The 23,324-nt window shown below is 70.6% G+C and carries 11 protein-coding genes; 10 read left to right on the forward strand and 1 reads right to left on the reverse strand.

Annotated features, from left to right (window positions below):
* Positions 1-1,011: 1,011 nt before the first annotated feature.
* The 8 genes from NYF13_RS14210 (at position 1,012) to mycP (ending at position 16,237) form a co-directional block, all read left to right on the forward strand.
* Positions 1,012-1,551, forward strand: coding sequence for a LuxR C-terminal-related transcriptional regulator (locus NYF13_RS14210; RefSeq protein ID WP_315656862.1), 540 nt, complete (start codon positions 1,012-1,014; stop codon positions 1,549-1,551).
* Between the two features lie 107 nt (positions 1,552-1,658).
* Positions 1,659-2,297, forward strand: a complete 639-nt coding sequence (locus NYF13_RS14215) for a LuxR C-terminal-related transcriptional regulator (protein WP_315656863.1) — start codon at positions 1,659-1,661, stop codon at positions 2,295-2,297.
* 1,464 nt (positions 2,298-3,761) lie between these two features.
* Positions 3,762-3,896 carry a hypothetical protein gene (locus tag NYF13_RS14220; protein WP_315656865.1) on the forward strand — a complete coding sequence of 45 codons (135 nt, stop codon included), beginning with the start codon at positions 3,762-3,764 and terminating at the stop codon, positions 3,894-3,896.
* A gap of 400 nt (positions 3,897-4,296) precedes the next feature.
* Positions 4,297-6,987, forward strand: coding sequence for a LuxR family transcriptional regulator (locus tag NYF13_RS14225; RefSeq protein ID WP_315656867.1), 2,691 nt, complete (start codon positions 4,297-4,299; stop codon positions 6,985-6,987).
* 88 nt (positions 6,988-7,075) lie between these two features.
* Entirely contained in the window at positions 7,076-9,598 is a 2,523-nt protein-coding gene (locus tag NYF13_RS14230) for an AAA family ATPase (protein ID WP_315656869.1), read from the forward strand.
* A 22-nt stretch (positions 9,599-9,620) separates the two neighbouring features.
* Entirely contained in the window at positions 9,621-12,020 is a 2,400-nt protein-coding gene (locus NYF13_RS14235; protein WP_315656871.1) for a right-handed parallel beta-helix repeat-containing protein, read from the forward strand.
* Between the two features lie 21 nt (positions 12,021-12,041).
* Complete coding sequence (locus NYF13_RS14240) at positions 12,042-14,912, forward strand: hypothetical protein (protein WP_315656872.1); 2,871 nt, start codon at positions 12,042-12,044, stop codon at positions 14,910-14,912.
* Positions 14,909-16,237, forward strand: a complete 1,329-nt coding sequence (mycP, locus tag NYF13_RS14245) for a type VII secretion-associated serine protease mycosin (protein WP_315656874.1) — start codon at positions 14,909-14,911, stop codon at positions 16,235-16,237. Before NYF13_RS14240 ends, mycP begins: the two co-directional genes overlap by 4 nt.
* 84 nt (positions 16,238-16,321) lie before the next feature.
* Here mycP and eccCa read toward each other — a convergent pair whose 3' ends face one another.
* Positions 16,322-20,314 (reverse strand): type VII secretion protein EccCa, encoded by a 3,993-nt coding sequence (gene eccCa, locus NYF13_RS14250; RefSeq protein ID WP_315656876.1) that lies wholly within the window; start codon positions 20,312-20,314, stop codon positions 16,322-16,324.
* Between the two features lie 136 nt (positions 20,315-20,450).
* Here eccCa and eccD point away from each other — a divergent pair, with 136 nt between their 5' ends.
* Together eccD and eccB are read left to right on the forward strand one after the other, a co-directional pair.
* Positions 20,451-21,848, forward strand: a complete 1,398-nt coding sequence (eccD, locus tag NYF13_RS14255) for a type VII secretion integral membrane protein EccD (protein WP_315656877.1) — start codon at positions 20,451-20,453, stop codon at positions 21,846-21,848.
* A gap of 1 nt (position 21,849) precedes the next feature.
* Positions 21,850-23,268, forward strand: a complete 1,419-nt coding sequence (gene eccB / locus NYF13_RS14260) for a type VII secretion protein EccB (protein WP_315656878.1) — start codon at positions 21,850-21,852, stop codon at positions 23,266-23,268.
* Positions 23,269-23,324 lie beyond the last annotated feature (56 nt).

The raw sequence follows: 23,324 nt of genomic DNA on the forward strand, positions 1-23,324 counted from the left end.
CACAGATCCAGCGTTCCGTCCAGCAACGACGCCGACTGTTCCGGTTCGGCGGACCGGGCAGAAGACACCAGGGCGCGGAACCGGTGTGCGCCCACTACCTCGGAGCGGTACCCGCCCGGTGAGTTGAGCAGCACCTCCGCGCCGGATTCAGCTCTGAGAACCAGACCCAGCCGGGGCATGCAGTTCTGAACCGCGTTCCGCGCCCCGGACAACTGTCGACCGCTCCATGGGCAGTCGATCAACTGCTCGGCGGTCAAGACCTCCCCGGGCGTGGGCGCCAGCACCGCGACCAGAACCCGCTGTTCGGCGCGGAGACGACCACCAAGACCTCGTCACGACGGAGATTCAGTGGCTCGAACACACAGGTTCCCAAGCCAAGAATACCAACGTGGAATGCCTAACCGACAAGGTGGAACGGACGCTTTGGGCTGTTCCGCACCGCTCGCGCGACTGTCCAGTGACCACGAAGTGACCAGCATGTCAGTGCAGAAGCGCAGACTGGCGGCTGCCTACCGTCGTGGTCGGCTTCCCTCGTCCAGGCCGGACCCGGCCGTGACGATGACGGCCCCAGATGTGATGGAGGATGCGATTGCACGACGGCCGGCCGGGACGGACACCGGGCCGTTGGTAGCCGTGGCCGGCCTTGTACCCCAGGGTGATGGCGGATTTGAAGGTCTGAGCGGGACTGGCTGCGGCTGTCCGGCGCATGCCCGGATGACGCAGGTCAGCGGTGGCCGGCCAGTCCGCTCGCGCGGCCGACCAGCCGGTTTCGACGTATGCGGCTCGGCTATGGAAAAAGGGGCAGCCTCTCTGCCCAAATCCGCTGTGGCTGCCGGCTTTCCGGAACGGCTGACGCCGTTCGACGTTTTTTCCGGCCGGGCTCTATAATCATTTGTACCATACTTTAGTTTTTACAAAGGAAGAACCGTGAACAATATTCGAGTCTCGGTGTGTTCTCTGGACTTTCTCGCTGTGGCTGGAGTCGCGCGTTTTCTCGACTCGTGTGCGGGAGTGAGCGCGGTCGAGGCGCACCCTCGTGGCGAAGCCGATGTCGTGGTGGCGGTGTTCGAGCAGCTCTCGGCCGACGCGGTCGCGCTGCTACGCGAGGTGTCCGCCGAGACGGACAAGCCGATCGTGCTGGTCGTCGACCGGTTAGCGGAGAACGAACTCCCGATCGTGGTGGAGTGCCACGTGGTAGCAGTGCTTCCGCGTGCCGCGGTGGGTGATGATCGGCTCTTCGACAGTGTTCGGGTCGCGGCGGCGGGAGAGGCAAACCTTCCCTCGGATCTATTGGGCTCGCTTGTGGCAGGGACCGAGCGGTTGTACCGCGAACTGCTGGTACCCGCACGGCTACCCGGAGGCGAGCTCTCGAAACGGGAGGTCGACGTACTGCGCCTGATGGCCGACGGTCTCGACACCCGTGAGATAGCGGCCAAACTGTCCTATTCGGATCGTACGGTGAAGAACATCATCTATGCCATCGTCACCCGGTTGCAGTTGCGGAACCGGTCACACGCGGTGGCCTATGCGATTCGGAACAGTCTCATCTGAAACCTGGAGGCTCCACTCAACCTCGTCGGTTCACGAGCGTCTTTCGAAGGGAGAGTGTTCGGGAACACCGATTCCTGCTGCAGGGATCCGAGGGGGAGGGATTGCTGGTGACACCGATCCGAGTCCTGATTCAGGCGCATGACCCGATCAAGGCGGTCGGCGTCGCCGCGATGCTGCGATCGACTGGGCAGATCGAGATCGTCACCAAGCGTGAGCAGGAGAGTGCGGACGTGCTTCTCGTCATCGACGAACATGCGCGGATCGCCCGGTTGGCCCAGGTCAGGCAGTGGCGGGAGAGCGGCGTGACTGGCTCCATGTCACGGTGCGTGCTCGTCACTGACCGGTTTGACAAGGAAGACCTCCTGTTTGCAGTGCAGTGCGGGGTCATGAGCATCCTGCCCGGCAAGAACTGCACGGGGGGGCGGCTTGCGTTGGCCGTCATCGGCACGGTTCGCGGGCATTCGTTGCTGCCGCGCGGTTTGCAGCTGGAACTGGTGCGGCAGATCGACATTCTTCGCCGCGACGTCCTTGAGCCGAACAGCCTGACCCTGTCCAGGCTCGATCTGCGAGAACTGAACATAATCCGCCTGCTGGCGGACGGATTTAGCTCCGCGGAGATCGCTTCGAAACTGTCCTGGTCAGAGGGACAGGTCAAGAAAGTATTGACGGAAGCGATGCGAAGACTGGGGCTCGCCACCCGCCCGCACGCGGTGGCCTACGCGTTGCGTTCTGGCGCTCTGGCCTGACCTGTCGCACCCGGCTCCGGTCTTAGTCGTTCGGGCAACCCCCTGTCAACGGAAGGCTCCCGCTGCCCTCCTTGCGGCCGGTTCCCCGCTTCGGGGATCTACGGTCGTCAGAGAACGGCCAGAACACGCGATCCGAAGGGAGGGCCTGATGCGCTTGCAGGAATGGCTGCGCTGGATCGCGCAGACCATGACGGACGGCGCGGCGAGTTTTCCTGGGGACGTCGTCGTGCTCCACGCGGGCGAAGCTGACAACGACGAGGCACGCTTGCTCGCCGACGCGCCGGATATCGATTCTGAGCACAAAGTGGCGGATGTGCTGCCTGGGTGCTCGTTCGAGGTGCGGGAGCCGTTCGTGGTCGCCTTGCCCGACGGGAAGCGGCCCATTCGCCTGGTGCCGGGACGGCAGAACGATGAGAGCGGTCCCGCTGCCTCGCCGTGGCTTTTGGGGCGGATCAGCCGTGCGGTACCAGTCCATCGGGGTGGGTGCGTCCGGCTGCGACGGAGGGGTTGTTCGTGGATTCCGCACCGCAGACCTGTTGAAGCTGGTTACGGCAGTAGTAGCGCGCGGCGAACAGGTTCCCGCTCCCACCTTGGAGACGCGCGCGTCGGTGGGTATCGTCACGGCGGGTACGAGCACGGTGACCGGATTCGTCGGCCGCCGAGATGCGGCCTCGTTCGCTGGGCGTTGGCGAAAGTATTGCCCGCGAGCGATTCTGGCTCGCCCTCGTCTGCCCTGTTAGTCGGCCACTCCGGCGATTGTGCCGAGCAGTCTTGCGGCGCCGGGGTTGGAGCGAGGTTGCGGCGGGTGTCCGAGGCTCTGCCGCCAAACCGCCGCTGGCGGCAGTGATCGGTGTGGAGCTTTGTGCTTCAACGAAGTTCCAGCCGGATTGGCACGGACGCCAGAGGCGGTCGCGCTGTTGCCGATCAGAGAACTCTGATCGTGGACCTTCGCCCGGGGCTTCGCGTAACGGCCATGGAAGCTCGGTCGTCGCGCAACGGCCGGGAACCTACCCGAGATAGCTCTGGGCGTCTACCGGTGACGGCTCGGCATCACCGACAGACGCGTCGGTAGAGCTGGGCCGCTCTTGTGTTCCGGTGTCACTCGGCCCTCGGGCGAATCGGTAGAGAAGACGATGCGGCTGCCGGTCGTGTCCGGGAGCCCGAAGCGTGCGGAATCGGAGGCCGCGTTGCCGGCCCTATCTCAGACGATTGCAAGAGCGCTCATGCCGACGGCTGGGATCCGACGGCCTGAGCTGCTCGATCAGCGCCACTGCTACCGCTATGATGCTGAGACGCGCCTCGCGGTTCTGGCCGATACTGCGGCAGCCCGGAAGCGAATGCGGCGACCTGCCGCCGCTCGCTGCGAAAGGGAAAACCGGACGGGCTCTTCGCGCAAAACCCTGGCGTAGGTCGCGGCCCTGCGTTTAGCTGGAATTATGTTCGAAACGCTGAAGGCGGGATCCGATGGATGACATCTCAGAAACCGGCAGCTTCCTCGACGTCGGCGACATCCTGGCCCGGATCGCTGCCGAGCAGGACGAGATTCTCGCCGCGGAAGAGCTTGCCGCTGCCCAACTCGACTGTGCGGAGAGGGCCTGACGGTGATTGTCAATCGTCTGTGACCTACCGGCGAAACCCGGACCCTTGTTCCGACCCGGACGACGAAACCGTGCACGACGACCACCGCCCACACCGGGATCCCCTGTTGGCTGCCGGAAAACTCCGAAAAAGCAACCGCGGCCCATCGGGCGGAAGAAACGTATCCGGGACCACCGGTCACGCGCGGAGAAAGGCCAACCCGAAATGCCGAACTCGGTCTTCCCCAGAGGAAACCGATCGGCGGTACCGGTGAGTCAGCCACTCTGCCGCGCCCTGACCGGCCTGCGTGCCGGGTTCGGGGATCGCCTTGGCCAGTAGTTCGGGCACTCCACCCGCGCGGAAAGTCCTCGGTCCGGGTTCAGCACGGGCTTCGCTGTCCCTGCCGCCGAATGATAGAGGTGTGGACGTCGTACTCACTGCTCTCGCCTCGGGGCGGCCGCTGGTGCCGATCACCGGTCCGGCCGGGATCGGACGCACCACGGCGCTGACCATGCTGGGCGAAGTGCTGGCGCGGCATGGGGCTTGGGTGACGGTGATCCGCTTCACCCGCACCGGCGACGTCGTCCCGGTCCGGCTGTCCCGCGCCCGTCCGGGTTTTCCGCCGATCGGCCCGGTCGCGGGGGCGCACCGGGATCCGGAGATCGCGCGGCGGGCGGCTGCAGCGGTGGCGGCCGTGATGCTGCGCGGGGAGCGTGAGGCCCTCTTGCTGGTCGACGATGCGCAGTGGATCGACGAAGACTCCCGTGCCGTGCTCGGCGCGCTGGTGCGGCGACTGGCTGGGACTGGTTCGGCCTGTGTCTGCGCGATCCGTACCCCGTTTCCGGCCCACCTTTTGGCCTGGCTGCGGGATCTGCGCGGAGCCGCGCTGGTGGCCCCGGCTCGGTTGCGGCCGATGACCGCGATCGAGGTGGCCCGGACCCTCGCAGCGGTGACCCGGGCCCGGCCGCACGACGAGCTGGTGGCCCGGGTCCGTGAGCTGTCCCGGGGGATTCCGGCCGCGGTCCACGACGCGATCGAGGCGCTGCGGCACAATGGGGCGGTGCGATCGGCTGGTGGCCGGGCCTACCTCGAAACGGTGGTTCGGCCGCTGGAGTTTTCACCGGGCAAACAGTCTCTGCGGTGCGTCCGCGGCCTGCGCCCCGAGGCCTCCAGGGCCGCAACGGCGGTGAGTGTGTTCGCGCCGCTGGGCGTGGTAGTCCCGCGTCTGGTCGCCGAAGTGCTGGAGACGAGTGAACCCGAGGCCGGAGCGCTACTGGCCGATCTGTGCCGCGAGGGTGTGTTGCACCGCGGCCGACATGGGCACTCGTGGCGGATACCCGTGCCGGCCCTGGCCGGCGCGCTCACCGCCGCGATGGGTCCCTTTGAACGCAAGCAACTGTCCGCCAGGGCGGTCACCGCGGTCTGGGCGGACGAGGCGTCCTGCGCGGATCCGGATCGCCTGGCCGATCTGGTGGCCGAAGCCGGAGGGCTGATCGATCCGGTACGCGCCTTCGACACCTTGCTGGAGCGGGCGACCGAAGTCGGCGTCCGGCAGTCATGGCGGGCTGCGCGGTGGCTCGCCACGGCGATCGACCTGGCGCAGACGCCGGCCCGGCGGGCGGCCTCCCTGCTCGCGTACACCGAGATCTGCCATGCGCGCGGGTTCCACGATCGCAGTCTCCGCGGTGCTCAGCTCTTGCTGACCGGCTTCGCCGACCAGCTGACACCGGACGTGGCTCAGGAACTCCAGGTGATCGCGGTGCGGTCGCTCAGGAACACCGGAGATGAGGAGTTCCTGCGTAAGATCGCGGAATCCTGCCGCGGCTGGCAGGAGGACCCCAGACAGCGACCGGTGACCAGAGCGCTCGCGCTGGGCATGCTGGACCGATGGGGTGAGGTGCGGGCCGTGCTCGGCGGAAGTGGGCCGCGCTGGCGCGCCGGAAGCGCCACGACCGTGTTGCACGGATCGCTGCTGGAGGCCCAGGCTGCCCTGTGGACCGGTCATAGTGCCCTTTTCGAGGGGTTGCCCGAACGAGACTTCTCCGCTCCGGCGAACGTTCTGTCACGAGTCGTGTGCCGGCGCGGCGCGGAGCTGGCGATCTCGCGGGCGGCGGCCCTGCTCGTCCTCGGCGACGCCGCCGCAGCGGCGGAACTGCTGGCCGTCGAGGATCCCGGCGAGGTGCCGTTGGGCCACCGCGCGGCTCTCGCGGCGTTGCGGGGTGAGGCGGGCCTGGCCGTCGAGTTGGCCGGCCGGGCTGCGACGAGCGGAGCTCGCGGTGGAGACGACATCGGGTACTCCGCGATGCAGCAGGCGATTATCTCGATGATGGTGGCACAAGGCAAACTGACCGCAGCGCGAGAAGCCCTGACGTCCGCGAGACAGGCGCGTCCCCGGCTGGGCTATCTGCTCGACCTCGCTGAGGCACGGATCTGCCACGCCCTGGGCGAAGGAGCGGCGGCACGGGTGAAACTCGCCGAGTGTGCACAGACCGCGGCCGAGCGTGGCCTGGCCGTCGGCACGGACCTGTGCCTGGCCGAAATCACCGACCTGGCTTTGCAGGCTGGTGATTTCGACGAGGCGAAACGGTGTCTCATCGCGATCGAAGGCCTCGCCCGCACAATGCCGACCAGTCGCGTCCGGTTGCACGCCGCGCTGATCAGGTCTCTTGTGAACGCCGATCGCCCAGGTGCGGCGAAATGTCTCGAGCTGGCCCGGGAGCGCGGGCAGCCTTTCGAAATCGCCATGACGACCGAAAAGCTGGTGCGGCACGGGGTCGCCAAGCCGATGCTGCTGATCGCGGCTTACGAGCACCTCGGCGAGTTCGACGCTCGGCTCTACCGTTCGTGGCTGCGCAATCTCATGCGGGAGCACTCCGTCGTCGTGCCCGGACGCGCACGCACCGCTGTCGAAAGTGAGCACCTGCTGGCCGTGCTCGTCGCCGACGGACTGACCAACAAGCAACTTGCGATGGCGCTGCGCGTCAGTGAGAAGAGCGTGGAAAACCGGCTCAGCCGATTGTTCGCGCGCACCGGCTACCGTTCCCGGATCGAGTTGTCGGCCGCGATGCAGGACGGTGCCGCGTTGGCCGGGTATGGAGCAGTGAAGAAATGAAGGGGGCACCGGTGCCCGCGGCGCACGAGGCAACCAGACGACAGCGACCTCGCGGCAGGAGAACGGGAAGTCGGGGAGGGACAGCAGGATGGGGCGAGGACACCCAGGACTCGTAGGCAGACGCGCCGAGCTAGCGGCACTTCGCGCAGCGGCGAAGAGCCGAAGCCTGACTGTGCTGCACGGAGCGCCAGGCAGCGGCAAGGGCGCCGTGCTCGGGCGGGTGGGAGCCGAGCTGACCGAGCGCGGGATTCTTGTCCTCGAAATCTCGGGGGCGGCGCCGCGCCCGGAGTGGGATCGGTTCGGTGTCCGGATCTTCCTCGACGCGATCCGGGCACGGTTCGAAGATCTGGGTGGCCGGGCGCGACTGACCGAAGCGATCGACACGGTAGGCCGGCTGTGTGTTCCCGCCAGTTACGCATCAGCCTGGGAGCGTTCGCGGCTGGTCACCGCGTTGGTCGCGGTGTTCCGCATGCTTGCGCCGGTCGCCGTGATCGTGGACGACGCCGACGGGGTTGCCGAGCCCGCCATCGGTCTCGGCGCGGCCCACCTCGCCGGCTGCCTGGTGTTCGCCGCCTGCGCCGACGAGGCCAGTCTTGGCGTGGTGGCCGAGACAACGATCGAACTCGCCGCCCTCCCTGTCGAGGACGCCGACGGCGTGCTCGGGCAAGCCGTCGGGATGCCGGTTGACGACGCTCTCCGGCGCGCTGTGCGTGAAGAACTCGGCGAGCTGTACGGAAATCCCGGCACCGTCGTGTCGACGGTGGCCGAACTGCGCCGACGCGACCGGCTACAGGTAGTGCACGGACAGGTATGCCTGCGCGAGCCGGAAAAGCCGGTGGCTCTCTCGCCGGGGCATCCGCTGCTCCTCGCGCTGGATGCCTGCGGGGATCTCGGCCGCGATCTGGTGCGGCTGGCCGGGAGTACCGCGTTCGGAGTGGACGAGATTCCAGTGCTGGCCGAGGCCACCCATCGGTCGGCGGCGGAGTACGGACGGGCTGCCGACCGGCTGGTGCGGGCGGGGGTGCTCGGTGCCGATGTCGACGGGCGGCTGAGCATCCGCTGTCCCGCCTTGGGCACTGCCGTGGGGAAACACGGCGCGGCGGCGCTGCACGGTGCCATCGCCACGTATCTTCTCGACGAAGAGGGTGCGCGTCCACAGGTGCTGGTCCGGCATCTCGCGGCAGCAGGCCCAGCGGTGCCGCGCCGGCCCGCGGCGGTCCGGGAACTCCGCGACGAAGCGCCGGACCCGGCCAGCTGGTATGCGGTCTGGTGGCACACCGAGGACGGTGGGGAACGCTCCCGGGCGGCCGTCGAGTTGGTGCGCCGGTTCGTCCGCGGTGCGGACTATTCGCGACTGGCGCGGTTCGTCGAGGAGGTGCCCGCCGGGGAACTGGACCCCGCCGGCCTCGCCGCTGCGGCCGCGCTGGCAGCGCTGCATTCGGGGCGCCCAGTCTCCGCGCCGGTCCGCGCCGCTGTGACCCGCGACGATCGGGTGCCCGCCGCGATCGGATTCTGCGACCGGTGGTTCGCCGGTGCCGATGATGGCTCCCTGGAAGAGGTGGAAACGGCCTTCGCGCCGTTACGCAGTTCGCCGGTCCTTCCGACGATCGCATGCCGGACTCCGGGCCTGGAGAACGCCTTGGCCATGCGCGATCTGGTTCCGGTGCTCGGGTCGGTGCTGGGCGCGGACTTCGGCACCCCGGTCGATGGTCCGCTCGCTGCCTATCACCGGGTGCTCGCCGGATACGCCGGCGGGGACTGGTCAGCGGCGCTCAGTGCGGCACGGGAGTTGGAACTCGATCCGCACGCGGATCCTTTCGCCCGGCACAGCGCCCGCCTGCACGCCGCCGAGATGTGCTCATGGCGTGGCGAGAACCAGCACGCGGTGGCCTGGCTGGACTCCGTGCCCGCGGACTGCGCGTTTCCCGCGCTTCGGACGTGGGCGATCGCCGGGCACCTTTACCAGACCAGTGACAGTGCGGGCGCGCTGCGCGCGGGTGCGGAGGGCGGCAGCGGTCCCGGCACCGCTCGCTTGCTGCGGCGGATGGCGGTGATCGCGATGGAATCGGGCGAATTCACCCGGGCGCAGTGGGTGCTGGCCGAGACCGAGCGGACCTACGCCCGCGAGAGGACCCTCGAAGCTCGTAAAACGGTGTTTTTCGTGCGAGGCCTGGTCGCCGGTGATCGTGGCGCGGCGCGGACTGCCGAGCGTCTTGTCCGCCGCGGCGGAGACCGGTTCGAGGTTTCGCTGGCCTGCCAGCTGGTCGCCACCACCGCCGCGGAACCGGGGCCGTGGCTGGCGGAGGCCTTCGAGATCGCGCAGTCGATCGGCGCGACCCGGCTGACCGCGCGGATCAAGCGATCCCTTCGCGGCAGCGGCGTCGGCCAGGCACAGCGCGAGCGCGACGGGGACCTATCGGAGACCGAAGTGCGGATCATCGAGCTGATCCGCCTCGGCCGGACAAACCGGCAGATCGCGCATGCGGTGCGGATGAGCGAGAAGACCGTGGCGAAACACCTGACGAGGCTGTTCGCCAAGGCCGGGTGCCGGACGCGGCACGGGCTGGCCACCTCCGGTCTCGGTGGGCGGTCGCAATCCCTCGGTGCGTGAGGATCGGGACTATGGAGGAGCTGTGATCAATAACATCATCGCGGTCGCGCAGACCCCCGGACCGGGGTACCGCACGATCGGCGAGGCGCTCGAGCGGGCGCACGACGGGGCGGTGATCGTGGTCGGGCCGGGGCGCTACCCCGAAAACCTCGCGCTGACCAAGCCGGTCACCATCACCGCGGAGGACGGGCCGGGTACGGTGTGGCTCATCGCCGCCACCGGGGTGACCGTGACTCTGCAGACGGACTCGGCGGCGCTGTCCGGGCTCACCCTGGTCGCCACCGACTCGGACAGTCCAGCGGTTCTGGTGCCGGGCGGGCAGCTCAGCGTCACCGAGTGCGTGGTCGAGGCGGCCAGCTGGGCCTCGGTCTTCGTCCGCGACCAGGGCACCCTGCTCATGCGGTCCAGCGAAGTGCGAAACGGCGCCGGCGCCGGGGTCGTGGTCACCTCGCCCGACGGGGGTGTGCTCGACGACTGCACGCTGGCCGGTCTGGGCACCTCCGCGGTCGTGGTGGCCGGACATGGTGGCCTGCTCGTGCGCGCCAGCACGGTGGGACCCGCCGCGGCCAACGGGATCTGCCTCAACGGCCAGGGCCGGCTCACCGTCGAAGACACCGTGGTGACCGGTGCGGGCAAGCCCGCGATCGCGGTGGAGCAGCGGGCCGCGCTGAACGCCGCCCGGATCCGCGTGCTCGACACCGCCGCGATCGGTTTCTACCTCGCCAGCTCGGAGCAGGTGGCGCTGGAGGGGTGTGCGGTCGAGGGCGCGGGTGCGGAAGGGGTGTTCGTCGCCGAGGGGTGCGCGCCGGTGCTGCGTGGTTGCCGGGTGCGCGGGACCAGGGGCCGCGGCCTGCACTTCGCCGGCCGGGCGGCCGGCACCGTGACCGACTGTGAAGTGTCCGATGTGGATGGTATCGGGATCGGTGTGACCGAGCGGAGCCTGCCCGAGTTCGACCAGGTCTCCGTGGCCGGGTGCACCGCGGCCGGGGTCCGGATCGACGACAGCGCCGATCCGTTCTTCCGCAGGCTGCGGGTGCGCGGCTGCGACGGTGCGGCGATCGAGGCTGACCGCGGCGCGCGCGGGAGACTGGAGAACGTCGAGATCGAGGGCGGGGGCGGGGCAGGGCTTTCCGTCGCGGGCTCGGCGCGGCCTTCGGTGAGTGGCCTGAACGCCCGGGATCTCCCCGATGCCGGGGTTCGGGTGGTCGGTGCCGCGCTTTCGCTGTCAGACAGCCAGCTGCTTCGTTCCGGCGCCGAGGGTGTGTACGCGGGTGCTGGCGCCGACCTGTCGATGACACGCTGCCGCGTGCAGGAAAGCAGGCTCGCGGGCTGCACCTTCGCCGCAGGTGCCTCCGGCAGCGTGCTCGACTCCGAGTTCTCCGGCGGCTCCGCCGACGGGATCCTGCTGGAGACCGGCGAATCAGTTTCGGTGAAGGGATGCGCGGTCCGGGACAACCACGGCAGTGGGGTCCGGCAGCTCCGGCCGAGCAGGACGATCGAGGTCCTGGAGCTGATCAGTGGCGGCAACCTCGCGAACGACGCGTACGGCGCCGCGGTCGCCACCGGCGCCACCCCGCCCGCCGAAACCCGGCAACTGCCGCGCCCGGCACTCGGTTCCGATCCCCTCGAAGAACTCCAGGGGCTGGTCGGACTGGCCGGGGTGAAGAGCGAAGTGACGTCACTGGTCAACCTGAACAAGATGGCGAAACGGAGGACCGACGCGGGTCTCTCCGCCCCGCCGATGGCGCGCCACCTCGTCTTCGCCGGCGCGCCCGGGACCGGCAAGACCACCATCGCCCGGCTCTACGGCCAGATCCTCGCGCAGCTCGGGGTGCTGCGCGAGGGCCATCTGATCGAGGTGGCGCGAGCCGATCTGGTCGCCCAGATCATCGGCGGCACCGCGATCAAGACCACCGAGGCGTTCACCACCGCACTCGGCGGGGTGTTCTTCATCGACGAGGCGTACGCGCTCAGTTCCGGCGGGGGCGGAAGCGGTCCCGACTTCGGCAGGGAGGCGATCGACACACTGGTTAAGCTGATGGAGGACCACCGCGACGACGTCGTTGTGATCGCGGCGGGCTACTCCCGGGAGATGACCGATTTCCTCTCTGCCAACCCCGGGATGGAATCCCGGTTCAGCCGCACGATCGAGTTCGCCAACTACACCTCCGATGAGCTGGTGACGATTGTGCGGGCGCAGTGCGGCAAGCACGACTACCGGCTCACCGAGGCCGCCGGTGCGGCGCTGCTGAAGTACTTCGAGGAGATGCCGAAGGACAGCACGTTCGGCAACGGGCGTACCGCGCGGCGGGTGTTCGAGTGGATGACCGACCGGCAGGCCTCCCGGCTGGCCGCGACCACTACCGCCGACGCCGCGGACCTCACCCTGCTGACCGAGGACGACCTGCTGTCTATGCGGTGAGCCGTGCCGACTGGAGAGACGATGCATCAGCACCACCCCGGCCTGTTGGTCGCCGAAGCGCACGAGCGGTACGTGCTCGTCCGGCATCGCGGCGAGGCGCGCCTCGAACCGCCGCGCGGGAGCGTCGCACGGTTGCCCGAGGGCGAACTACTCGTGCTGGCCACCTCGGGCGCGTGCCGGGTGCCTTCGCTGGTGGCCGAGCTGCCCGCGCTGCTGCGCGAGCACCTGGCCGGTATCGACCTGCTGTGGCTTGGGGTGGCCGGCCTCGCCTCCCGCACCGGGACGGCGCAGCGCCTCGCCGGGGAACTCGGCATCGAGATCGCCGCGCCCGACGGCGGGCTCAGTACCGGGCCTGGTGCCGCGCTCTACGCGGGTCACGGTGCGGGAGGGATGGGCTGGCACCGGTTCCGGCCGGACTGGCTGGTGAGCTTTCACGGGGCCCGGTACCCGTTGCCGGAGTGGGAGGAGTGGGTTCCGACGAGCCCGGTCGCCCTCGGCGGCGCGGAGGCCGTGCCGGTGCCGTGCGGTTTGCTGATCCGGTCCGGCTCGGCCGCGCAGGCCCCGGGGGTCGCGCAGGCCTCGGAAATCCCGGTCAACCAGCGCTTCCCGAAGATCGTCGTCACGACCCCCGCGGCGGTCGCGGTCGCCGAGCTGCTCGCCGGGCTCCCGCCGAACCCCGTGATGGTGATCCCTGCGATCCCGGGGGCCGCGGTGCACACCTGGCCGAGCGAACTGGCGCTACGCCTGTCCCGGGACATCGTGTTCAGCGCCGGCCCACAGTCCGGCGGATCGACCGTGGCTCCGGGCGGCCGATTCCGGCCCTTCCCCACCGTGCTTCGGCAGCGCACCGGCGGTGGGGGCCAGCAAATCCTTGCCGTCGCGCCACCGCCGGCCGGGTGGGAGCGGGCGGATCAGCGGTCCTACCGGTACCTCGGCGCCGACGGTGTGCCGGTGGTCGCCGACGTCGTGCCGGCCGGGCTGGTGCTGCGCGCGGAGGACGGTGATCTCGATCCGGCCGCCGCGGCCGCGCCGTTCGACCCGGCCCAGTGGACTCTGACCCTGGGTGCCGCCGGGGTGGCGTTGAGCCTGTCCGTACTCACCGCGGCGGAGCGACTGCTCGCGGAGCTTCCGGACGATGAGCGGACAGCGGTGCGAGTCCGGATGGCGGGTGTGCCCGACGACGACGCCGCGCACGCGCTCGGTCATCATTCGGCCCAGCAGCAAGTCGCGCCGTCGTTCGGCTCGCACGTCCCGCCCCATACTGCCCGGGTGCCGTCCGAATCGGACGGGAGGTCGTCCTCGCCGCCATCCTCACCCGAACCGGTGGATTCCGTGCCCATCCGGACCGGAAAGCGGCGGAAGACGGCTCGTCCGGACATGGTGAACTCCGGGCCCGCCATTGGTCCCGCACCCGCGCCGCCGCCCGCCCCGCCCGGAACCGGCTGGACGAGCCCGGTCGCGCGGCCGTTCCAGTCGTCGCCCAGGAGCGTGCTGACGCCGCTGGCTACCCTCGTTCCGGCCGAACCGCCCGGCCCCGGCGACGCGCGGGTTCCAGATCTTCCGCCGAGGCCGGTAGCCGCGGGGACTCCGGGCGCGCCTCGATTCCCGGCCGGTCCGCCGGCCCCTTCGGATCCGCCGGTGCCGCGGCCGGTGATTCCGGCTCTTACCGCTGATCCGGTTGCACCCGCCGAGACCGGCGACACCGCGCCCCCCGGCGCGGGTCAGCAGGCAGGCAGCCCTCCGGCCTCACTGTCTGGGAAGGACGGTGCGAGGCCGTGGCCGGCTCGTCCGGCGACACCGCCCGCCGCACCGGTCATGACCACTTCAGGCGCGCCGGTTTCGACCGTGACGAGCGGAATGCCGACGTCCACGGCGACCGGTTCACCGAAGTCCCCCCCGTGCGAAGAGGACCGGGCGACGCCGGAAGAGACGACGCAGCCGGTTCGCGCCGAGCCGGAGGTGACGGCCGACGTCGAGCAGACACCGCCCGCTGAGGCGCCGGATCCGGTGCCTTCCCGGCCGCACGAGGAGCGGGGCGTTACCCCGTCCCCGGAGATCCAGCCGGTCGCCGTGCCGGTGCGGGACAGCAGCGCCGGCGAGCAGAACCGGTTCGTCGCCGCCGCGGGGGAGGACTTCGGTATCGCGCTCGCCACGGTGAACGCGGCACTGGCCAACTGGCCGTCGATGCAGGCGGCGGACTTGCCCGCGGGCAAGGCCGACTACGTCGCGGTCTGCCTCTTCCTCGGCCAGGGCGCGGGAGCCGCGGACCTGGTCAACGGAGCGTTGCGCACCGGCGAGGGCGCGGTGCTGGACGGGCACGTCCCGTGCCTGATGTCGGGCTTGCGGCGGCTGCCCACGCACCGGCGGGCGGTGCTGCGGCAGGGCCGGGTGTCCGCGTCGCTCGAGCACCGGGGCGAACCCGGCGCGGTGCTCACCGAACCGGGTTTTCTCGCCGGCAGCATGGATCTCGACGTCCTCGTGCCCGGCGCCGACCTCGACGTGCTGATCTGGCCCGCCTCCGCGCGGCGTACCTCGGAGCTGATGCTGAACCGCCCGGTCGGCGAGGTGGTGTTCACCGCGGGCGCCCGGTTCAAGACGCTGGCCGTGCGATCCGCGCAGGAGCGGCCCGAGGACGATCCGGACGGGCCGAGCGTGCCGAAGCTCGCGGTGCTGTTTCGCGAACTCGCCCCCGGCGAGACGCCGGACTCGGCCGGCCTCGACGACCGCGATCGCGCGGCGCTGGCGAAACTCGACAGCGTGCTGGAGGGGCGGCGCCGGATCGCGCTGCGGCTGGTCGAGGACCCGGGCACGATCGCCCGGCTCACCACCTCGATGGTGCTGGAGCAGGGCGAAACGGCGGGCGCGGGCAAACCCGTCGCGGTGGCCTCGTGAGCGGCCCCGGGCGGGACCGGACCGGGGAGATCGCGAGGAGCGCCGTGCGGAAGATCGCCGGGAAGTCCGTCGTGCTGGTCGCCGTGGGCATGCTCGCCACGCGGCCGCCTGCCTACGCGGCACCGGAGCCGCCCCCGTCCACCGCCGAGTCGTCGCCGGGGCTGTCCGGCGCGCCGGCCCCGGGCGGGGACCAGGACAAGCAGGTGCGGTGCCTGCCACCGCCGAACACCGTCGAGCCCTCGGTGCCGTGGGCCCAGCGCCAGCTGGCGCCGGAGCGGGTCTGGCCGCTGACCACCGGCGCGGGCGTCACCGTGGCCGTCGTCGACACCGGTGTCGACGGTTCGGTGCCGCAGTTGCGGGGCAGGACCGTGCTGCGCGGGATCGACACCACTCAGCCGGGCCGGGGGCCGGCCGACACCGACTGCTACGGGCACGGCACCTTCGTGGCGGGTATCATCGCCGCGGCGCCCGCGAAGGACACCGGTTACGCCGGGGTGGCCCCCGGTGTGCAGATCCTGCCCATCCGCTGCGCGAACACCGACGACCCGAAGAAGGACGACGCGCTCACTCCAGAGAGCATGGCGACCGGGATCCGGGCCGCGGTCGACGGCGGAGCCCGGGTGATCAACATTTCCGCGAGTACCGCCGAGCAGAACCCGCAGCTGGCCGCAGCGATCGACTACGCCGCGAGCCACGACGTCGTGGTCGTCGCCTCCGCCGCCAACAGCGCGAAGAAGGGCGATCCGGTGACCTATCCGGCGGCATACCCGTCGGTGATCGCGGTCGGCGCGGTGGACGAGTCGGGACAGCACGCGGAGTTCTCCCAGACCGGACCGTTCGTGTCCCTGGTGGCGCCCGGGGTCGACGTGCTCGGGCTCGGACCGGGCGGTCCCGGCCAGTGGCAGGGGCAGGGCACGAGCTACTCCGCGCCGTTCGTCACTGGCACCGCCGCGCTCGTGCGCGCCTACCGGCCGGCGCTGAGCGCTGCCCAGGTCAAGCACCGGCTGCTCGCCACGGCCGCGCATCCGGCCGCTCGGCTGCCGGACCCGGCGCTGGGCTGGGGCATGGTGAACCCGTTGTCCGCGGTGACCGCCGTGCTCCCCGAGGAAGGCGGCAACGGCGAGCCCGCCGTCGTCCCGCCCGACGCCCGCGGCGCCGACCGGACGCCGCGGGACCAATGGGGTCCGGTGCTGGCCGTGGCGGGAGTGCTCGGCGCGGGCTGTGCCACGCTGGGTATGCTGGTGGCGACCCGGCTGTACCGGGCCGGGCGCCGCCGCGGCTGGCGGCCTGCCCGCGTACTGGAAGTCGTCGCGCCGGAGGAATGATTTTCCGCCGCGGGAAACGGCCTTCCCACCGGAACGCCCCCGGCGGTACCATCCATAATGGACGAGACCGCCGGGCCGGCGGCCTCAGTCCGGTTGTTCCGGTTTGACGAACCCTTCCACCAGTGGGGTCTGCACGAGGCGGACCGCGCGGCGGCGGTTGACGAACTGGCCCCGGCCGGGCGGCAGTACGCGCGGTTTGAGGCTGCCGAGGAACGAGCCCTCGGATTTCGGACAGGACAACAGGAACGCGGGCGTGCCCAGCTCCCACATCCGCCGGACCGCCTGGTTCGTCATCGACCTGCTCCCGCTGGAGGTGCTGCGGGCGATGATGATGTGCACCCCGATGTCCGCGGCCTGCGGCAGCACCGGGATCAGCGGATCCAGCGGACCGGCGCCCTCGGCCAGCTCGAAGTCGTCGATGATGATGTAGAGCCGTCCGCCGGTCCACCAGTCCCGCAGCGGCAGCCTGCCCGGTGGGATGCCCGGTCCCGGCAGCCGTTCCTTGAGCACCGAGGCCGCGCCCGCGATGGACTTCGCCAGCGCGTCCGCCCCGACCGCGTATTCGAGCTGGTACTCCGCGGGCACGCAGTCGTGCAGTTCGCGGCGGAAGTCGCCGAACATGATCCGGGCCTCGTCCGTGCCGTGGTGGGCGGCCACCGAGCGGGCGATGTGCCGCAGCAGGTTGGTTTTGCCGCTTTCGGCGTCGCCGTAGATCAGCAGGTGCGGGCTGCTGTCGAAGTCGTGCCACAGCGGAGCCAGCTCCACGTCGTCGACACCGAGCGGGACCCGCATCTCCGCGGCCGGCCCGGGCGACTTCGGCCCGGGCAGTTCCCGCACGGTGATCTGGTGCGGCAGCAACCGGACCTTCGGCGCGACCGGTGCGCCGGGCAGCGCCAGTGCCTCGGCGAGTTCAACGGTCGCCTCGGCGAGGTCGTCGGTGACGGGCGAACCGTCGATGCGGGGCAGCGCGGCCAGGAAGTGCTTCCGGTCCGGGGTGATGCCCCGCCCGGGGATCGAGGGTACGGTGGCGGCGAACCGGCTGTTGATCTCCGAGTCCACCGGATCGCCGAGCTTGAGCTCGAACCGGGTGCCGGTCACGTCCCGCAGCCAGGGGCGCATCTCCGACCACCGGTTGGCCGCGATCACCAGGTGGACGCCGAGACTGAGGCCACGCGCGGCGATCTCGGTGAAGTTGTCCTCGATGTCGTCGAAGTCCTGACGGATCGTGTACCAGCCGTCGACCACCAGGAACACGTCGCCGTAGGGATCGAGATCGGTGTAGCGGCCCGCTTGCCGGGCTCGCCGGTAGCTGGCCATCGAGTCGATGTTGTGCTCGGCGAAGAGCGTTTCGCGCCGGGCCATCAGGTTGGTCACCTCGAGCACCGTCCGGGTGACCCGGTCGCGGTCGAGCCGGTTGGCCACGCTGCCGACGTGCGGAAGCTTCGCCAGCGCGGTGAGCGTGCCGCCGAAGTCGAGGCAGTAGAACTGCACCTCGGCGGCAGTGTGGGTCACCGCCAGCGCCGCGATCAGAGTCCGGAGCAGGGTGCTCTTGCCGCTCTGCGGACCGCCGACGACGGCCACGTTCCCCTTGCTGCCGGACAGATCCGCGATCAGCAGCTCACGGCGCTGCTGTGCGGGCAGGTCGACCAGGCCGACCGGGACGGTCAGGCCCGCGGTCTGCAGGCCGCCGACCGGGCGGGGACCCAGGTCCGGATGGTCCACCAGCGGGGGCAGCAGCTGGTCCAGGGTGGCCGGCCGCTTGAGCGGCGGCAGCCACACCTGGTGCGCCCGCGGACCGATGCCCCGCAGCCGCGTGATCAGCACGTCGAGCACCGTGTCGATGCTGTCCTGACCTTCGGCGGGCGCCGGCTCGGGTTCCGGCTCCGGTTCCGGAGCCGTGGGCGGTTCCGCATATCCCAGGCCGAACGGTACGACGTGCTGGCCGGCTGAATCGGGGGTGGTGACGCGGCGCTTGGTCCGGTAAGGCGAGGAGGAGAACGCTCCCTTGAACCGGATCAGGGTTTGCGTGTCCGGGCGCAGGTAGCCGTTGCCCGGGCTGTTCGGCAGCTCGTAGGCGTCCGGAACACCGATGACGCTACGGCTTTCCATCGCGGAGAAAGTGCGCAGGCCGATCCGATACGACAAATGGGTCTCCACCTTGTGGATGCGGCCCTCGTCAAGCCGCTGCGAGGCCAGCAGCAGGTGCACGCCGAGGCTGCGGCCCAGCCGGCCGATCATGGCGAAGGTGTCGATGAACTCCGGCTTGCTGGAGAGCATCTCGGAAAACTCGTCGACCACGATGAACAGCGCGGGCATCGGCTCGAGCGGGATGCCCTGGGCCCGCGCGGCCTCGTAGTCCCGGCGGGAGGCGTAGTTGCCCGCGGCGCGGAGGTATTCCTGACGCCGGTTCAGCTCACCCTCGAGCGCGTCCTGCATGCGGTCGACCAGTTCCAGCTCCTCGGCGAGGTTGGTGATCACCGCCGAGGTGTGCGGAAGCTGATCGAAGCCGAGGAACGCCGCGCCGCCTTTGAAGTCGACCAGGACGAAGTTGAGGTCCTCCGAGGAATGCGTGGTGGCCAGCGCGAGCACCAGCGTGCGCAACAGCTCGCTCTTACCGGACCCGGTGGCGCCCACGCACAGCCCGTGCGGCCCCATCCCGTCCTCGGCGGCCTCCTTGATGTCCAGCTCCAGCGGGGCCCCGTTGGCGGCGATGCCGATCGGCACCCGCAGCCGGCGCTTGGCGGTCATCCGCTCGCGGCGGTAGCGCGTCGGCTCGAAGTGGGCGACGTCGCCGAGGCCGAGCAGGCCGGCGAGCTCGTAGTCGGCGGCGGTCGGCTCCTCGTCATCGGACACCTCGCCGATGCGATGCCTCGCCATCGTGCGGGCCAGCGCGGCGGCGCCGATCCCGCTCAGCGAATCAGGCCTGCACAACGGTTTACCGCGTGGCCGGCCGAGCCGGTCGAACGAGACCGTGCGCACCTCGTCTGCGTCGACGTCGAGAAACAGCACGCCTGGGCGCTGCTGCCAGGGCAGCGCACCGGACACGTCGAGCACCACTGCGTTGCGGTAACCCTCCTCGGCGGCCCGATGGTCGGCGGGGATCGCCGCACCGTCGAGGAGGAGCACGACGAAGGGCTCCGACGCGGTGATCGGGGTGTCCGCCTCGAACCGGGGCCGCCCGGTGAAGGACGGGCCACCGAGCAGGAGTTCGGCCTCGGCGATCGTCTCGGCCACCAGCCGCCGCGCGCCCGCCGCGTCCCGGCTTTCCGGATCCTGGTTGTGCGGCAGCCACTTCAGCCAGCTCCACCGTTCGACCCGGTCGGGGCCGGCGCACAGCGCGACGCGGACCTCGGCGGGACCGTGCGCGGTGGCCAGCTGGCCCAGCATCGCGCGGACCAGGCCGGTCACCGCGGCGTCGTCCCCGCTGAACTGGATCTGCCCGAACCCGCGCAGGTACACCGCGATCGGGGCATCCGGCAGGCTGGAGTAGGCGCGCAGGAACCGGCGCAGCGCGTGCGCGGCGAGCGGTTCGAGGTCCTCGATCGGTTTGGTGTCCGGCGGGAGCAGCCGGACCGCCGAACGCTGGGTGCCGACCCCGATCCGGATCTCGCCGAAGTCGTCCTGCGCGGCGCGGCGTTCCCACAGCCGGTAGCCCAGCGCCATCGACCACAGGGCGCGCGGGTCGGGGTGGATCCACCGCGCCGCGCGCTGCTGGGCGGCCAGCGCGGTGCGGACGCGTTCGCGCAGCTGAGTCAGGTAGCGGATGTAGTCCCGCCGGTGCCCGTGCAGCTTCTGCTTGTGCGTGACCGAGGACCGGACCAGCTGCACGACGAGCATGCCCACCACCGACAGCAGCATCACGCCGCCGCCGATGTAGGTCATCAGGCCGGAACCGGGGCGGACGAACATCATCACCATGGCCAGCGAGCCCAGCCCCATCGGCGCGTACATCAGCACCGAGCTGATCCCGCCGCCGGTGTCCTCCGGGACCGCGGGCGGCGGCTGGATCTCGATCTCGTCGGCGGGCACGGCCGGTTTCGGCCGCCGGGCCCGGCGTGCGAACAGTACCGTGCTCAAAGTCGCTCTCCCTCGTCAGTGGACTTTCCCTTTTCCGCGCCGTCCGGGCCGCGAACGGCGAAACGGCGGCCGCCCGGAGATAGGTTCCGGACTGGTTCACGGTCTGCGATCCCTGGCAGGAAGGGCCTGACACCAGATGGAAGAGCAAACACAGCATCGCACAACAACCTCGACGAGGCTACGGTTCGTTCTCGGGAAACAGGTCATCGAAGTGGCTCTGCCCGCCGAAGCGACGCTGACCGATTTGCTGCCCGCGGTGCTGCCTCAGTTCGGCGCCGAATGGATCGAACAGGGTGCCGACCACGAGGGCTGGGTGGTGCAGCGGGTCGGCGAACAGCCGCTGGACGAGGACCGGACGCTCGCCGAGTTGCACCTGTTCGACGGCGAAACGGTCTACCTGCGGCCCCGGGCCGATCAGCTGGCTCCGATCGACTTCGACGACCTGGTCGCCGGGGTCGGCGAGCAAGTACGCGGACATCAGGGCACCTGGGAACCGCGGCACAGCCGCTGGCTGTTCCGCATCGGCGCCGGCTGCGCGTTTCTGCTCGGGCTGGCGGTGCTGCCCGGCCCGGGCCCGGTGGGCGGGCAGGCCGCGGTCGCGCTGATGTTGGCGGTGCTGCTGCTGCCGGCCGCCGGATTGATCGCCCGCGGGGCCGCTGACACCTGCGCCGCGACCATCGTGGCCGGTGCCGCGGCCGGTTACGGCGGGCTCGGCGGCGGGTTGCTCGTGCACGGGCTGGCCCCGCTGGCCTCGGTCGCGGTCCAGGTGACCACCGGACTCTCCGTCGCGCTGGTGCTGCTCGGCGCCGGGGCGTTCCTCGTCGCCGATTCGGCGCTGCTGTTCGCCGGCGCGATCATGTTCGCGCTGGAGCTGGTCCTGACCGGGGCCATCGCCTCGGCGGCGGAGATCAGCCTGCCGCAAGCGGCGGGCATCGGCCTCGCGGCCGGGTTGATCATCGGAGTTTTCCTGCCGGCGACGGCGTTCCGGCTGTCCGGCCTGGCCCTGCCGATGCTGCCCGCCGACAAGGACGAGCTGAGCGAGGACATCGATCCGGTGCCCGCCAAGCTGATCGTGGAGCGGGGCGCGGTGACCGTGGGCTACTCGACGGCGCTGCACACCGGGCTTGGCACCGCGTTCACGCTGCTGCTGCCGCTGCTGCTTTCCGGTGGCAGCTACTGGGAAACGGTGCTGGCCCTGGTGATCGCGTTGCTGCTGTTCCTGCGCGTCCGGCATCCGGCGGGGGTGGCGCAGCGGTGGGCGACGCTCACCCCCGCCGTCGTCGCCGCGCTGACGACCGTGGTGCACTTGGCCGGCGAGCAGCCCGGCGCGACGCGGTTGCTCACGATCGCCGCACCGGTGTTCCTCGTCGGAGTGCTGCTGATGCTGGCGAGCAGGACGCTGCCGGGCAGGCGGTTGCGGCCGTACTGGGGTCGCGCGGTGGAGATCTTCGAGTCGGTCACCGCGATCGCCGTCGTGCCGGTTCTGCTGCAGGTCCTGGGCGGGTACGCCTGGATGCGCGGATTGGCGGGCTGAAATGCAGTCGCGGCGGGATCAGGTACAGGCCTACTTCTTCGTGGTGGGCAGACTCGTGTCCGCGGTCGTGCACGGCCGGCCCGACGTGCTGCAGCCGCCGAACAAACGGCTCAACACCGGAATCTTCTTCGGGATCGTGGTCGGCGCGATCGTGCTGGGCATCTTCGGGATCTACGGGGTGTTCGTCCCCGGCGGCAACACTTCCTGGCGCCAGCCGGGCACGATCGTGATGAACGAGACGACCGGTGCGCGTTATGTCTACCTCGACGATCAGCTGCGGCCGGTGCTCAACTACTCCTCGGCCCGGCTGGCGGCCGGGAAGGCGGGCAACGGCCAGGTCGTCCCGGTGGCCCAGAAGTCCCTGGCCGGCACCCCGGTCGGGCAGCCGATCGGCATCGCCGGAGCACCGGACGCGCTGCCCACCACGCTCGACGGCGGGCCGTGGACGGTGTGCGCGCAGCCGCCCGGGCCCGGCGCGCAGGAACAGGCCCCGACCGTCACCCTCGTGTTCGGGCACCCGCTGGAGGAAACCCTCGACGATCGGCAGGGATTGCTGGCGCGGAGTCCGGACGGGACCACTTCCCTGATCTGGCGGGGAGAACGACACCGGATCCCGAGCCGGACCGAGGCCGAGGCGCTGGGCTACGGCGGGATCGCACCGGTCGCGGTCACCCCGGCGTGGGTGAACGCCCTGCCCGCCGGGCCGGACCTCACGGCCGCGGTGCCCGAGCAGACCGGATCGCCGGGGCCGGCGATCGACGGGCACCCCAGCGTGGTCGGGCAGGTCTACCAGGTGCGCAACCCGGCGATCGGCAGCACGCAGCTCTACCTCGTGCGCGCGGACGGAGTCGCGGCGCTCACCCCGACCGGTGCGGCGCTGCTGCTGGCCTCGCCCTCGATCCGGGCCGCTTACCCGGACTCACCGGTCGCGCCGATCCCGGCCGGACCGGGGGCGCTGTCCGGGGTCCCCGTTTCCGCGGGCGGGTCCGATCCGGCCGGCGGACTGCCCCCGGAGCCGCCGCGGATCGTGTCCCCGCCCCCGGACGCCATGGCCTGCGCGAGCCTTTCCTCGCTGGGTGCGGGCGGCCAGCAGATCAGCACCGGCCTGCTGTCCGCCTCGGTCAGTGCGGCGAAGGGAATTCCGCTGGGCGCGCACGCGGCAGGCGCGACGGCGGACCGGGTGGTGATCCCGGCCGGCGGCGGGCTGCTGGTCGCCGGGCAGCAGACCCCGGACTCGCCGCCCGGCGCGGTCTACCTCGTCACCGAGACGGGCACGAAGTACCCACTGGCCAACGCCGACGTCGCTGCCGCGCTCGGCTATTCGGCGCAGGCCGCGGTGCGAATGCCGGCGGAACTGTTGTCCCTGCTGCCTTCGGGGCCGTTGCTCAGCGTGGAAGCGGCGCTGCGCGTGCAGTCCTGACTGGATGGTTCACGGGGGGAGTTGCGCCCGTTCGCCGTTCCTGGCCTGAAAGCGCC

Origin of the sequence: Amycolatopsis sp. PS_44_ISF1 (assembly GCF_032335455.1) — a bacterium.
Classification (GTDB): domain Bacteria; phylum Actinomycetota; class Actinomycetes; order Mycobacteriales; family Pseudonocardiaceae; genus Amycolatopsis.